A 14,154-nucleotide genomic window follows, 5' to 3' on the forward strand; every position below is an offset into this window, starting at 1 on the left:
TGGGCGGACGCCTTGCCGCGCAGCGCGGGGGCAACGCCATCCCGAATGAGACGAGAGCGGGTTGACCAGCAGATGTCCGTCCCGCAGGTGACCACCCCGTTCCTGAATCGCTCACGTGAACATGGGGTGCGGTGGCCTGGTGGCGCCAGGGCTACCGTGCCGGTTCGCCGCGGGCGGTCAGCGCAGATTTCGTGAAAAGCCGGGTGACGACCCCGCGACAAGCAGAGCATTCCGTGTGCCATCTGTCATGTACCGGATCAGCGACATCTCACCCAAGGAGTTGCGGATGAAGCGTTTACGGAGAACACAGCTGATCGGCCTCGGAGTCATGGCCCTGACGCTCGGCCTGGTCTCCGCCCCGACTGCGCAGGCGGCACCCTCCGGCGAGACAAATGCCGCTGCGGCCGGAGCCGTTGAGTGCAGTGGCAGTTGGGACGGCAAGAACTACTGGGCCAAGAGCCCTTCAGGGAGCAGCGGGGGCGGCTATGCGCGCACCTACTGGAACTCGTCGACCAGGCAGAACTGTGCGAAGTTCTTCTCCAGCCCCTACGACGGTCTGGCGTCCTACATCACGCTGTATCTCCACGACGAGAGCGGTGACTACGCAGCTGACCCGCCCCCCGAGCACCCAGCGAACTACCACTACTACGCCGGACCCGTCTACACCTGGTTCGACGCGACCAATCAATGCATCCACCTGAGCGGGTCACTGATCCGCGGTGGGGTGAAGTACACCCTCAGCACCCCGGACATCCGGTGCGGCTGATCCATCTGCGCTGAACCGTCCAGCGGCACCACTCACTTCACAGGTGCTGTGGGGCACCCGGAGGAACGGGTGCCCCAGGTGCCTGGTGGCGTGGTCGGCTGCTGAGGGTGCCGGGGACAGGGATGCGCCGGGGTGTTCGGTGGTCACATCGGCGCGGGTGTGGCTGCCGTGCCGGGAAGGGGTCGGGGAGCATCTTCTCGCCCCCTCCCCCACTGCGTCCCCCTGAGAAACGTCAGCTTGGGAGATCAAACTGATCAAGGGCTGAACCATGGAACGGCGGGAGCCCGACAGTGTCCATCACGGCCCGTCGTCCCCATGACGGTGGGCGACCCGCCACCACCCGCCCTCGCGACGGTAGACCTGAGTCACCCGCAACGTGTAACTCGTCGGCTTGCCGTGGACGGACACGGACGTGCGCTCGAAGCCGGCCGTCCAGGCCAGGTCGCCCACCACGTCGCACGCCCGCAGCTCGAACGCATACGACGTGCAGTCGGAAAAGCTCTCCGCGAGGTGGGTGAAGAGCTCATCGACCTCACGTAGCCCGAAGGCGTTGCGCCAGGCGCCGAGCACACTCACCGGCTCCTCGTGGGACCACAGCGCCCTACGCGGGTCCGCGTCGCCGTTGTGGAGGGCCAGCTCCGCCGCGTACAGGTCGGATCCGACCCAGGCCAGGAAGTCGTCGCGCTCGCTCATAGCAGCCATCGAAGCGCCGCTCCGGCCTGACCGCCTCCCAGCCCGGCAGGCGGGTGATCTGCGACAGATCTCGATCCCCGTCGGGCGGCCGGTACGCCAACCCAGGGTGGTGATGTCGATGGTGCGTGCCTTGCGCGGCGAGCCCGGACCGATGGCCACACGGCGACGAGTTCTCCGGCATCGGAGGATGGGCGCCCATGCCGAGACCAACGCTGCACGGTGGGCAGTGACTGGGCATGGGCGGCAGGTCTTGCCGCGTCCATTCGAGAGGATCAGGCAAGAGGCGAAGAGGATCATTCTTTTGCGCGGGCCTGGCACGGCGGTCTCCTGGAAGAGACACATTCCCCCGGATTTTAACTGATCCTCAAGGCCCAGGAGGCACAGCATGAAGGTAGCCGTCGTGACCGGCGCAAGCTCCGGCATCGGTCAGAGCGCCGCCCTGCAGATCGCCCGGCGCGGTTCCGGCGTCATCCTCACCTACAGCTCCAACGAACAGGGCGCAAAGGACACCGTCGCCCGGATCGAGCAGCACGGCGGCACTGCCGCGGCACTGCACCTGGACCTCGCCGACACGGCGGGATTCACCGTCTTCCGGGAGACCGTTGCCGAGGTGCTGCGCGAGACCTTCCAGCGGACCTCCTTCGACCACTTGGTCAACAACGCCGGATTCGCCGGCATGGCGATGATCGAGGACACCCGCGAGGAGGAATTCGACCGACTCACGAGCGGCCTGTTCAAGGGCCCCTTCTTCCTCACGCAGGCCCTGCTGCCGCTCATCGTCGACGGCGGCGCCATCGTAAACGTGACCAGCAACTCCATGCTGCCCCACGTGACCGCGCCGGGATACTCCGTCTACGCGGCGCTCAAGGGCGCCGTAGCGGTGCTCACCCGCTACATGGCCAAGGAGTTCGGCCCCCGCGGCATACGCGTGAACTCGGTCGCACCGGGAGCCACCGTCACCCGCTTCGCCGACGACGCGTTCGGCAAGAACCCCGAGATCATCCCGGAACTGGCAAAGACCTTCACTCTCGGCCGCGTCGGCGAGCCCGACGACATCGGCATGGTCATCGCCATGCTGGTCTCCGAGGAAGGCCGGTGGATCACCGCCCAGGACATCGAAGTCTCCGGAGGCCAGAACCTCTGAAACGCTCCTGCTGCGAACTTGAGCCGCGCCAAGAGCTCTCCGCCCAGCCACGGCTCACTCCGCGACGGGCCGAGACACCAGCCACCGGATCCGGTCGCGGGGGGACGACCGAACACTCACGGAGTCACCCGTGCATGCCCGATCCTGCCCAGCAAGCCTTCCGGTCTGGAGGTTTGTGCAAGGATCGATTCATGTCTGCCCTGGATGAAATGCGTGAGCTACTCGACCGGCACGCGCGGCCCGACATGAGCACGGCGATCGACGGCATCCAAGTCTGCAGATTCCTCCCTCCCCACACGTCGGCAACCGGGATGTCCGGGACCGTGCTCGCAGTCATCGCCCAGGGCGGCAAACGTCTCGCCCTGGGCGAACGCCTTTACGAGTACCGGCCCGGCGAGTACCTGATCACCTCCGCCGACCTCCCCGTCACCGGCCATGTCCTGGACACCGGACAGTCCACCCTCGGCTTCGGCATGACCATCTCCCCCTCAGCCCTTGCCGACCTCCTGATGGAAGCCGACCCCCGGGACCTGCCGGCCACCCCACGCACCACAACGCCCGGCATCGCCGTCTCCACAGCTTCCCCCTCACTGCTGGACGCCATCGTGCGGCTGCTGCGGCTGCTGGACCAGCCCGCGGACCGCAAGATCCTCGCTCCCATGGTCAAGCGGGAAATCCTGTGGCATCTGCTGCGTGGGGAACAAGGAGCCGCTCTCCGCCAGCTCGGTCTCGCCGACAGCGCACTGGCCCACATCAACCGCGCCGTGCGTGAGATCCGGGAGAACTATGCCACCGCCTTCCGGGTCGAGGACCTGGCGGACATCGCCGGCATGAGCGTTTCCGCCTTCCACCGCAACTTCCAGACCGTCACAGGGATGAGCCCCATCCAGTTCCAAAAGCGCATCCGCCTGCAAGAAGCCAGGCTCCTGCTCGCCGGCCGCCCCTCGGACATCACCGGTGTGGGCCTCAGCGTCGGCTATGACAGCCCATCCCAGTTCAGCCGCGAATACCGTCGCATGTTCGGCACACCGCCCAGCAAGGACACCCAACTACGCACTCCGCCGGCAGAACGCACCACTGCCCTGCCCTGAGAGCAGCGCCCGCGCCACCACCTCCACGACCTGACGAGCGAGTCCCTGAACAGGGTGAGGCGTCGCGCCGGGCAGGTGCCATGAGCCGCTTGCGGCGATCACGGTTGGTCGAACCCGTCCAGGCGCTACCAGGCGTGGGAAGCGGGTCGACTCCCGTGCGGGCGTCTCCGCCATCGCATGGCCGCCGAGGCGTTCGGCCCTCACGAGGTACGACCAGTCAGAATCGTCCGGGGCCATCGGGTGAGACTTGTCAGCCGGGGCAGCCAGATGGTGGGCGGCGGCTTCCCTGCCGCGTCAGAGCCTGGCGGTCCGCCCGCTCCGACGCGGTGGCCACTCCCGGACCAGGGACGTCAGCTCGTCGTACGCGTGGTGAGCAGGTCGGTGAAGCCGATGCGCTCGTAGAAGTCGGCGCGGATCCGGTCCGCGACGTCGCTGACAGCTTCGGAGCCGTCGTCGGCCGGGTCGATGGTGGTCCTGAAGGGCCTGCTGCCCTTGGGCGTGTCGACGACGGTGACGATCGCCCGGGCCACCTCCCGCACGTCGGCGTCCGGCGGCGAGAGCGCCGCCAGGCGCTTGCCCACGTCCTCCATCAGACCGGCGTAGTGGACCTCGTACGCCTCCGCGGTGGCAGTGTCCTCGGGGTGCATGGCGTGGGCGAAGTGGTTGGTGCCGGAGGTGAACGAACCCGGGACGATGATCGCGCTGTCGATGCCGAAGCGGGAGAGCTCGACCGCGTAGCTCTTGGCGAGATGGTCCATGGCGCCCTTGGCGGCGAAGTAGGGCCCGAGGTACGGCGGCGTGCCGCCGTAGGTGCTGGAGGAACCGACCCACACCAGCAGACCGTCCCGGCGCCGGCGCATCTGCGGCAGCACCGCGCGGTTGACCCGCTGGGTGGAGACCACATTGGTGTCGTAGATCTGGGCTATCTGCTCGGGCGTGAAGGACTCCGCAGGTCCGAGCACCATGTGGCCGACGTTGTGGACCACGACGTCTATGTCGCCGGCCTCGGAAGAGACGGTGGCGACCGCGGCGTCGACGGAGTCCTGGCGGGAGACGTCGAGCTCGACCGTGCGCAATTGGACGCCGTGCTCATCGGCATAGGCCCTGGCGTCGGCCACGGCCGGGGCGTTGCGCCCGGTGGTGTGGCGTATGCCGGCGTAGACGGTGTGCCCGGCGTCAGCGAGGGCGCGGGCGGTCAGCGCGCCGAAGCCGCTGGAGGCGCCGGTGACGAGGATGACGTACGGCATCGCGTTCTCCCTGGAACGAGTGACGGAAAGCGGGGACGAGAGGGTGGGGCGGAACGGGAGACGTGGGCCTCAGCCGAAGACGATGACACTGCGGCCGTGCGCGGTGCCGGCGGCCATCGCGTCGAGCGCGGCCGGGGCGTCGTCGAGGGTGATCGGCGTGACGTCGGGCAGGATGCCGTGCGCCGCGGAGAACCGGAGGGTGTCGCGCAGGTCGTGCGGAGAGCCGGAGGGGTTCGCCGCGACGTGCAGCCGGTTGAGGACCATGGGCTGTGTGGGCAGGACCAGCGGCTGCGATCCGTAGCCGCACAGCATCAGCATGCCGTCGGGAGCGAGGCCGCCAAGGGTGGCCGCCGCCGCGTCGGTCGACGGGGCCGCGTTCAGGATCAGGTCCGCACCGCCGTCCCAGGTCTTCAGGGCCTCGGCCGGATCGGTCTCGGACGTGGCGACGTAGCGTTCGGCGCCGAGGCTCTTCGCCTGCTCCTCACCGCGCGGCGAGCGGCCGACCACTGCGACCCGGGCGCCCATGGCGACGGCGTACCGGATCGCGAGCGCGCCGATGCCGCCCGCACCGATGACCGCGATGCGCGCGCCGGGCCTGGCACCGCCCTGACGCAGTCCGTTGAAGGCGGTGATGCCGGCGCACATCAGCGGCGCGCCGCTGACGGGGTCGAGTCCGGCCGGCAGCGGCGTGACGTAGCCGGCCTTGAGCAGTACGTACTCGGCGTAGCCGCCGTCGGCCACGACCCCGGTGATCCGCTTGCGCGGGCAGAGGATCTGGTCGCCGCGCACGCAGTAGTCGCAGTGGCCGCAGGAGTCGTAGAGAAACTGTGCTCCTACGGCGGCGCCCACCTCAGGGAAGGTCACGCCCTCCCCCACGGCCGTCACCACACCGGTGATCTCGTGGCCGGGCACCACGGGGAAGTGGGCAAAGGGGTAGTGGCCGCGGAGCAGGTTCAGGTCCGAGAAGCAGACGCCACAGGCGGTCACCTTGACAAGGACCTCGCCAGCACCGGGCTCGGGTACGTCCAGGTCGGTGAGGGTCAGCGGGGTGTCCACCCCGGTGGCAACGGCAGCACGCATAGAGAGCTCCAAGGGTGCGGGGGCGCGCAGCGAGCGGTGCCGACAGTCGTACCGGGCGCTCCGGGGACGGACGGCTCATAGACTGCTGAGAAAGGTGTTCGCTGCGGGGCCGTGTCTGTGGTACGTCCTTCGAGTCTGTGCCGCGGTCGCAGCCGGGTCCAATGCCTCTTATGAGGCCTTTGATAAGCGCAAGGCATCGACGCAGGGAGACGGACGGGTGGCATGAGAAGCGGGCCGGCAGATCTGGACCTGCGAAGACTCCGCTATTTCGTGGCGGTGGCCGAGCGACTGCACTTCGGGCAGGCGGCGCTCGCGCTGCACGTCACCCAGCCCGCGCTGTCGCGCCAGATCCAGCACCTGGAGCACGACCTCGGCGCCCCGCTGCTCATCCGCAACAGCCGGGACGTGGTCCTGACTCCCGCGGGCCGGCAGTTGCTGCACGACGCCAAGGACCTGTTGGCGTCCGCGGAAGCGGTCCAGGACCGGGTGCGCAAGATCGGGGCCGACGTGCACTCCCTGAAGGTGGGCTTCATGCTCGGCACGGACGCGGCCACCGCGCTGCACGGGTTCTCGGCCCGGCACCCGGAGGTGATCATCGAACTGATCCGGCTGCGCTGGTGGACCCAGACACGGGCGATCCTCGACGGTGACGTCGACATCGGCTTCGTGCGACTGCCGCTCGTCTCGGACCGGCTGAGTGTCTTGCCGCTCTACCAGGAGCATCTGAGCGTGGTGCTTCCCGCCGGACACCCCCTTGCCCTCCATGACTCGTTGCACCTCGCCTCAGTGCGGGACGAACCGCTGCTGCAGTACGCCGACGCGGAGCCGGGCTGGTCGGCCGTCTGGAACGGTGACCCGCGCCCCGACGGCACCACGGCCTTGCCCGGCCCGTGCTTTCACGACATGGAAGAACTCATGATGTACGTCAGCGCCGGACGCGGTGTCGCGCTGGTGCCGAGACCGGTCGCGGCCGTCTTCCCGCGACCGGACATCGTCCATGTCCCCGTGGCCGACGTCCCGGGCGGCCAGGTGGCCCTCGCCTGGGACGACACCCGGTGCACGCCTTTGGTCGCAGGCTTCGTGGAGGCGGCGAGGAGCTCGCTGCTGCTTGCCGAGTAGGCCGTTTCGTCTGGATCAAGGAGTGGGGGCCAGATGGATCGACAAGGAAGGCGCGTCGGACTGCTGGTTGATCTCGCACCAGTCGCCCACAATCTTGTGGCTGGCATCGAGCCTGGCAAGGAAGTCAACTGATCCGAAGTCGGCACTGCCGCTCGCGTCGATCGCAGGCTTGTTGACGCTCTGGCCCGTCCAGTGCAGGTCACGTACGGACGAGAAGACGAGCGTGGCGGGTCGCAAGCAGCTACTGACGTTTGCAAGGCACGCAGTTGTTGATGGCCGCTCCCCTGCGGACTCCTGCGATTCTCCGAGGGCCCGCTGTGCACAGCGGGCCCTCGGACGTGCGATCTTGCCGGTGCACCGTCGCTGGGGTGCTGCGGCACGAAGTTGGCCGTGGCGTTGCGGCCTGGTCAGAACTGTCGGTGTATCAGGACGACCTCTATCTCTAGAGAGCTTCGTGAACAGCTGCCGTTATCGTCCCCCAGCAGCTCAGATGCCACCGGGTGCCAGGACCCACAACCTGGCAGGCTGGTTCGCAGTGCCGCGCAGCCAGCGCGCACCTTCTCCAGGCAGGTGGGCCTCCCCGCTCGCAGGCCCGCCCTCAGCCCTGCGGTGGTGGAGCGGCCCCCCTCGCACGACTCCTGTCCTCACGGGCGGACCGTGAGGCCGTCCAGGGTGAGGTCGAGCAGGCGCTCCGCTTGCTGTCGGTGTTCAGCACCCGCCGAAGTGAGGGCGATACCTTCCAGGGCAGCGCCGATGTCGGTGGGCTGGATATCAGTGCGGATCGCCCCCGCGGCCGTGCAGGCGTCCATGAGTGAGGTGATGGCCGCCTGGATCATTTCCCGGCTGTTCCCATAAGGATTGCTTCCCGTGGCGGCGATGGCGCGCAGGGCGTCGATCATGCCGTACTTGGCGGTGACGTAGTCCAGGAACAGGCGTGTCCACGCGCGCAGGGCCTCTGCTGGCGGCTTCTGCGCAAGTAGGACCGGGGCTGCATCGCACAGGTGGGCCACCTCGTTGCGGTAGACCGCCTCGATCAGGGTCTCCCGGGTGGGGAAGTTGCGGTACAGGGTCGCGCTGCCCACGCCTGCCTCCTTAGCGATGCGTTCCAGGTGCGCATCCAGCCCCTCCGTCGTGAAGACGCGTACAGCGGCCGTAAGGATCTTCTCCCTGTTACGCCGTGCGTCAGCCCGCAGCGGCCGAAGCGTTCCGTCAGTCATCAGTGCTCGCCATCCCCTCTTCGAAGTCCTCCGGACTTGATAACCGGATACGCCCCCACTTAGGATCGAGCTAACTGGGGAAACCTCCGGTTTCACTGTAGGTCACTGCACTGACCTGCGTGCTCCCCAAGAAAGGAAGCCGATCATGTCGGGCATCCAGGGCAAAGTCATCGCGATCACAGGTGCCAGCAGCGGTATCGGTGAGGTGACCGCGGCCTACCTCGCCGAAAAGGGCGCCCAACTCGTGCTCGGAGCCCGGCGCGAGGACCGACTGAATGCCGTCGTGGACGGCATCACGGCGAAGGGGGGCACGGCCACCGGCGTCGTCGTCGACGTCACGCGCCGCGAAGACCTCCAGCGCCTGACGGACACGGCTCTCACCCAGTACGGTCGACTCGACGTCCTCGTCTCCAACGCGGGCACGATGGCCGTCTCGCCGTTCGACGACCTGCGCCAGGACGACTGGGACGCCATGGTCTCCACCCACATCACCGGCCTGCTCAACGGCATCGGGGCTGCTCTGCCCATCTTCCGCCGGCAGCGCTTCGGTCAGTTCGTCAACGTCGGCTCCACTGCGGCCTACGTCGTCATACCTCCCCAGACGGTCTACGCGGCCACCAAAACGGCGGTAAAGGTGCTTACCGAGGGCCTACGCCAGGAGTCGGGCCCCCACCTGCGCGTCACCCTCATCTCACCCGGCTTCACCAATACCGAAGGCATCGGCAAGGGAGCCAGCCCTGAAGCCGCAGCCGCGATGATCCAGCAGCGGGACGAGATCGCCATGCCTCCCTCGGCAATTGCCTCCGCCATCGGCTACGCCATCGAACAACCCGACGGCGTCGATGTCGGCGAGATCGTCGTCCGCCCCACCGCGCAAGCCTGATAGCAGCGAGTCGGGCTAATGGGGCGCGGAGCTGGCCCTGTTGCAGGTCAACGTCGGAACGGCGGTTTCCGCCATAGCGGTGGTTTGCCGACCTGGCCGCCGTTCTGACCGATGCGCCACTAGGACACTGGCACGGGGCGGCCGGGGCGCCGCCGAGGAGGGCGGGAGAGCGCATGGCCGACAGCAGGATCCTGGTCGCGGTACCGGAACACCCTCAGGGCGAGGGCGCCGGACCCCAGCAGTTACGGATGATCCGGGACGCGATCGAGGCAGGCGGCTTCGAAGTCCGGTGGGCGGTCACGACGGAGGACGCGGACGCTGTACTGCGCACCGAGGCTGGTCTGGCTGCCGCGCTGGTGGCCTGGGACCTTCCCGGGGTCGCCGGTGACGGGCCCGGCGCCGCGCTGGCCGCGCCGGCCCGCTCTCTCGCCCGGCCGGGCCGTACCCTCGACGGAACGCCGGGCGGCAGCGCCGTGTTGCGGCGGATCGGCCGCCGTTTCAGGGACCTGCCGGTTTTCCTGGTGATGGCCGACGAGGGCCTGGGGGACCTGCCGCTGTGGGTGTCCGAGTCTGTCGTGGGCTACGTCTGGCCGCTGGAGGACACCCCGGCCTTCATCGCGGGCCGCATCACCACCGCCGCCCGCGCCTACCGGGAATCAGTGTTGCCGCCGTTCTTCCGGGCACTGCGCCGCTTCGACGACGCCCACGAATACTCCTGGCACACCCCGGCCCACTCCGGCGGTGTCGCCTTCCTCAAGTCGCCGGCAGGACGCGCGTTCCACGACTACTTCGGGGAGCGGCTGCTGCGCAGCGACCTGTCGATCTCGGTCGAGGAACTGGGCTCGCTGTTCGAGCACACCGGCCCGATCGGCGAGGCGGAACGCAACGCGGCCCGTGTGTTCGGCTCCGACCTCACCTACTTCGTGCTGCACGGCGACTCCACGTGCAACCGCCTGGTCGGCCACTTCAGCGTCACCCGCGACGAGATCGCGCTGGTGGACCGCAACTGCCACAAGTCCGTGCTGCACGGCCTGGTTGTCTCGGGCGCCCGGCCGGTCTACATGGTCCCTACCCGCAACGGCTACGGGCTGGCGGGACCGCTGCCCCCGGCCGAGATCGCCGCGGACTCGGTGGCGGCCCGGATCGCCGCGAACCCGCTCACCGAGGGCGCGGTGTCCCCGCACCCGCAGTACGCGGTATTCACCAACTCCACCTACGACGGACTCAGTTACGACGCCGTGCCCACCGCTCGCGCGTTCGCCCCCAGCACGCCCCGGTTGCACTTCGACGAGGCGTGGTTCGCGTACGCCCGTTTCCACCCGCTTTACGCCGGCCGTTACGGCATGTCGGTGGACGAGGAGGCATTCCCCGGCCAGGACCGCCCGACCGTGTTCGCCACCCAGTCCACGCACAAGCTGCTGGCGGCGCTGTCGCAGGGTGCGATGGTGCACGTGCGATCCGCACCGCGAGCACCGGTGGAGCATGACCGGTTCAACGAGGCGCTGATGATGCACGGCACCACGTCGCCCCTCTATCCCATGATCGCCTCGCTCGACGTGGCGACGGCGATGATGGACGGCCCGCAGGGCGAGTGGCTGATCGACGAGGCGGTGACCGAGGCGATCCGCTTCCGCCAGGAGATGGTGCGCCTGCGACGGCGGATCGAGAGCGCCGGGGACCGGCCGCCGTGGTTCTTCGGGGTGTGGCAGCCGGACACGGTCACCGACCCTCTGACCGGCGAACGGCTGCCGTTCGAGGAAGCCCCGCCGGAACTGCTGCGCACCGAGCAGTCCTGCTGGCTGCTGGAGCCCGGCGCCGACTGGCACGGTTTCCCCGGACTGACCGAGAGCCACTGCATGTTGGACCCCGTCAAGGTCACGCTGACCTGTCCCGGGATCAGCGCCACAGGCGAGATGGCCGACGAGGGCATCCCGGCCCGGGTGCTCACCGCCTATCTGGCCACCCGGAAGATCGTGGTGGAGAAGACCGACAGCTACACCACGCTGATCCTGTTCTCCATGGGCATCACCAAGGGCAAGTGGGGCACCCTCCTGGACGCCCTGACGGATTTCAAGGCCCTCTACGACGCCGACGCCCCACTGGAGCGCGTCCTGCCGGAAGCCGTCGCCGCGCATCCCCGCCGGTACGCGGGCCTGACCCTGCGCGGGCTGTGCCAGGAGATGCACGAGCAACTGCGCTCGGCGCGCCTGGTGGAGCTTCTGGACACGGCCTTCCAGCAGCTCCCGCAGCCCGTGGCACCCCCTCAGCACTGTTACCAGCAACTGGTGCGGGGCGACACAGAACGGGTCCGGATCTCGGAGGCGGCGGGCCGGGTGGCGGCCGCCATGGTGACGGTCACCCCACCCGGCATCCCGGTCCTGATGCCAGGCGAGTCCGTCGGCGCACTCGACGGCCCGCTGCTGCGCTATCTCACCGCTCTGGAGTCCTTCGACCGCCGCTTCCCCGGCTTCCGCAGCGAGACCCACGGCGTGATCATCGACGAGGGCACGGGCGATTACCTGATCGAGTGCCTGATCCAGGGCGCGGAGCAGCAGTCGTGGCACTCGCCCGGGCGTGCTGGTTAGGGTGCTGGAAATGTGTTGGTCACAGCCACTCGTCGAGGACTGCTACCAGCACTGTGGCTTGCAACGGACGGCGAGCTTGATGCCTCTATGGATTGGTCTTGACCCGAGATTTCGGACGTGGGCTGTGCGGCTTGGGTCAAGGGCAGTTTCTGTTGCGTCGAGTGCTGCCTTGTAAGCGATGGGACCGCACCCGAGGCGGGAGTGACCGCGTCGGGTGTCGTCATGATTGAGCCAGCCGAACGCGTCGAAACGCGCCCCACGTTCAACTCCCCGGCCAAATTTTCCCTGCCCTGCGCAGGATCTCCCGTACCTCGTCCATCTCGCGGGCTCCTTGCGCAGAGCGGCGTTCTCATCGCCCGCTGCCCGGGCCCCGTCCCGCCCACCTCTCTTCTTCTGCTGCGGGAAGGGACTTGGGGCGTGGAGGGGAGGCCGCCTTCTCGACCACGACTGGACCCCCATGGTGACCCGCCGGGAGGTCCGCTCGCCTCATGCTGATGTGGAGTAATCCAGGGAGCCCGTCTGATGGTTCGTCGCGCCGAAGTTCCCGGCCAGATCCTCGGGGCGCCCGACCGGGCCAGCCCGTCCACCTGCCCTGGACCTTCCTCAGCCATGCGTCAGGTTCGGGTCAGCACGAGACGACCGGTGTGTTCGGCCCAGGCGACCGGCGCTTGGTCCCAGGGTGCCGTCTCGCCGACCACTGGGCTGGGATCCAGCCGACCGGAGGTGATGAGGTCCAGGGCCGAGGGCATGGCGGCGCGTGCGTCGATGCGGCCCGTCACGAAGGTGACGCCCTTGGTGTACATCTCCAGCAACGGGAGAGGGACATCGCCGTTGAAGAAGATCCCGGTGTCCGTGCACACCCCGGCCGAGCTGGTGGAGAGCAGGGCAGTGCGGAGGGTTTCCTGGTTCTTGCTGGTGTGGACGACGATGGGGTGGGACGGGTACTTGCGGCCGGCCGGCTCGCAGATCGCCTGCGCACCGAGCCGCTCGGCGACCGCGCAGCGGCTCTCGGCCTGGTCGACGTAGGTCACCTCGGCGCCCAGGGCAGCGGCGATGCCTGCGGCGTAGAGGCCTCCGGAACCGCCTCCGAAGACCAGCACACGGGCGTCGGACGTCTCGTCCGGGCCACTCAAGTAAGGGGCTACCGTCCGCCAGCCGTCGACCAGGTTGTCCGACAGTCCGGCCAGCGCAGCAGCGTCAAGGCCCGCGGGAAGAGGAAGGCACATGTCGTCGGCGTACGGCACGAGGACCAGGTCGGCGACCGCTCCTCCCCACTGCAGGCCGTGGCTCAGCGGCCCCATGCCGTAGGCCGAACCGGCGGGGACCGACCGGCAGCGGCCAGTCCGGCCCGCACGGCAGGGTGCGCACCGCCCGCAGCTGATCTGGAACGGCACCGAGACCCGGTCGCCAGGAGTCACGCCGGTGACGGCCTCTCCCACATCGACCACCTCCGCCACGAATTCGTGGCCCACCGGGAAGGGGCCGGGTACCGGAATCTCCCCCCTGAGGATCCAGCCGTCGAGATCGCAGGTGGCGACCGCGACCGGCCGCACGATCGCCGCTGCGGGATCGGTGATTCGCGGCTCGGGCGCCTCCCGCCATTCAAGCCGGCCGGGCCGGACGTACCAGAGCGCGCGCATGCGTCCTCCTGAGGCTGCTAGAGCGATCGTTCTGATATGGAGAGACGGGTAGAATGATCGCTCTAAAAGGAGGTGTCAAGTGAGCCAACAGGCACGAGACCGGCTGGTCGAGAGCGCGGCGCGGCTTTTCCGGCGGCAGGGCTACGCGGCGACCGGAGTCAAACAACTGCTCGATGACAGCGGCACGGTGGCAGGCTCGCTGTACCACCACTTCCCGGGCGGCAAGGAACAGGTTGCGGTAGCGGTGGTGGAAAAGGCCGGGCAGGAGGTCGGGACCGCGCTGAAAGCGCTGCTGGACCGCTCCGACGACGTCAACGCCGCACTGGACCGATGGATCACCCGGCTGATCCACGCGCTGGACGCCAGCGACGGCCTGGACGGATGCCCCATCGCCCCGCTCGCGCTGGAGGCTCCCACGGCCAGCGGACCTCTGCAGCGAGCGGCTGCCGCCCAGTTCACGGCATGGGCCACCACGCTCTCGACCGCGCTGCGGGACGAGGGACATCCGGCGGACGACGCCGACCGACTCGGACTCGTGCTCCTCTCAGCGATCGAAGGCGCCCTCCTGCTCAGCCGAACCTCCGGCGACCCGGCCGCGCTCCAGGCCGTGCGCGTCACCATCACCACCCTGCTGACCAGATAGGCCGATCGACCCGTTGCCACCACGGTGATCACGGCCAGAGGGCCGG

General features: G+C 68.5%; 13 protein-coding genes. 7 read left to right on the forward strand and 6 right to left on the reverse strand.

The window, feature by feature from the left end; genetic code table 11:
• The first annotated feature begins 286 nt into the window (after positions 1–286).
• The gene (locus AOJ26_RS05455) at positions 287–766 is read left to right on the forward strand and encodes a hypothetical protein (RefSeq protein WP_234358453.1); all 480 of its coding nucleotides are present in this window, start codon (positions 287–289) and stop codon (positions 764–766) included.
• A 297-nt stretch (positions 767–1,063) separates the two neighbouring features.
• Here AOJ26_RS05455 and AOJ26_RS05460 read toward each other — a convergent pair whose 3' ends face one another.
• Positions 1,064–1,459, reverse strand: a complete 396-nt coding sequence (locus tag AOJ26_RS05460; protein WP_053847043.1) for a YybH family protein — start codon at positions 1,457–1,459, stop codon at positions 1,064–1,066.
• Positions 1,460–1,844: 385 nt separating this feature from the next.
• Between AOJ26_RS05460 and AOJ26_RS05465 the strand changes: the two genes are divergently transcribed.
• A complete protein-coding gene (locus tag AOJ26_RS05465; protein ID WP_053847015.1) occupies positions 1,845–2,603 on the forward strand; it encodes an SDR family NAD(P)-dependent oxidoreductase in 759 nt (252 codons plus the stop codon).
• 191 nt (positions 2,604–2,794) lie between these two features.
• Positions 2,795–3,694: an AraC family transcriptional regulator gene (locus tag AOJ26_RS05470; RefSeq protein ID WP_053847016.1), complete on the forward strand. Its 900-nt coding sequence runs from the start codon at positions 2,795–2,797 to the stop codon at positions 3,692–3,694.
• A 350-nt stretch (positions 3,695–4,044) separates the two neighbouring features.
• Here the strand turns inward: AOJ26_RS05470 and AOJ26_RS05475 are convergent, their stop codons facing one another.
• Both AOJ26_RS05475 and AOJ26_RS05480 read right to left on the reverse strand, forming a co-directional pair.
• Positions 4,045–4,941 (reverse strand): SDR family oxidoreductase, encoded by an 897-nt coding sequence (locus AOJ26_RS05475; RefSeq protein ID WP_053847017.1) that lies wholly within the window; start codon positions 4,939–4,941, stop codon positions 4,045–4,047.
• Positions 4,942–5,010: 69 nt separating this feature from the next.
• The gene (locus AOJ26_RS05480; protein WP_053847018.1) at positions 5,011–6,021 is read right to left on the reverse strand and encodes an alcohol dehydrogenase catalytic domain-containing protein; all 1,011 of its coding nucleotides are present in this window, start codon (positions 6,019–6,021) and stop codon (positions 5,011–5,013) included.
• Between the two features lie 222 nt (positions 6,022–6,243).
• Between AOJ26_RS05480 and AOJ26_RS05485 the strand changes: the two genes are divergently transcribed.
• On the forward strand, positions 6,244–7,140 hold the full coding sequence (locus AOJ26_RS05485; protein WP_063790231.1) for a LysR family transcriptional regulator: 897 nt from the start codon (positions 6,244–6,246) through the stop codon (positions 7,138–7,140).
• Between the two features lie 15 nt (positions 7,141–7,155).
• Here the strand turns inward: AOJ26_RS05485 and AOJ26_RS05490 are convergent, their stop codons facing one another.
• Together AOJ26_RS05490 and AOJ26_RS05495 are read right to left on the reverse strand one after the other, a co-directional pair.
• Positions 7,156–7,377 (reverse strand): hypothetical protein, encoded by a 222-nt coding sequence (locus AOJ26_RS05490; protein WP_053847020.1) that lies wholly within the window; start codon positions 7,375–7,377, stop codon positions 7,156–7,158.
• Positions 7,378–7,784: 407 nt separating this feature from the next.
• Positions 7,785–8,357, reverse strand: coding sequence for a TetR/AcrR family transcriptional regulator (locus AOJ26_RS05495; RefSeq protein ID WP_078959755.1), 573 nt, complete (start codon positions 8,355–8,357; stop codon positions 7,785–7,787).
• A gap of 145 nt (positions 8,358–8,502) precedes the next feature.
• Here AOJ26_RS05495 and AOJ26_RS05500 point away from each other — a divergent pair, with 145 nt between their 5' ends.
• Both AOJ26_RS05500 and AOJ26_RS05505 read left to right on the forward strand, forming a co-directional pair.
• Positions 8,503–9,240: an SDR family oxidoreductase gene (locus AOJ26_RS05500; protein WP_053847021.1), complete on the forward strand. Its 738-nt coding sequence runs from the start codon at positions 8,503–8,505 to the stop codon at positions 9,238–9,240.
• Positions 9,241–9,413: 173 nt separating this feature from the next.
• Positions 9,414–11,825: an Orn/Lys/Arg decarboxylase N-terminal domain-containing protein gene (locus AOJ26_RS05505; RefSeq protein WP_053847022.1), complete on the forward strand. Its 2,412-nt coding sequence runs from the start codon at positions 9,414–9,416 to the stop codon at positions 11,823–11,825.
• Between the two features lie 614 nt (positions 11,826–12,439).
• Here AOJ26_RS05505 and AOJ26_RS05510 read toward each other — a convergent pair.
• Positions 12,440–13,465 (reverse strand): alcohol dehydrogenase catalytic domain-containing protein, encoded by a 1,026-nt coding sequence (locus tag AOJ26_RS05510; protein ID WP_053847023.1) that lies wholly within the window; start codon positions 13,463–13,465, stop codon positions 12,440–12,442.
• 79 nt (positions 13,466–13,544) lie between these two features.
• On the opposite strand from AOJ26_RS05510, the gene AOJ26_RS05515 reads away from it, so the two are divergent.
• Complete coding sequence (locus tag AOJ26_RS05515) at positions 13,545–14,108, forward strand: TetR/AcrR family transcriptional regulator (protein WP_053847024.1); 564 nt, start codon at positions 13,545–13,547, stop codon at positions 14,106–14,108.
• The last annotated feature ends 46 nt before the right edge of the window (positions 14,109–14,154 follow it).

It is taken from the genome of Streptomyces sp. NRRL B-24085 (assembly GCF_001282115.1).
In the GTDB taxonomy this organism is placed as follows: Bacteria; Actinomycetota; Actinomycetes; order Streptomycetales; family Streptomycetaceae; genus Streptomyces.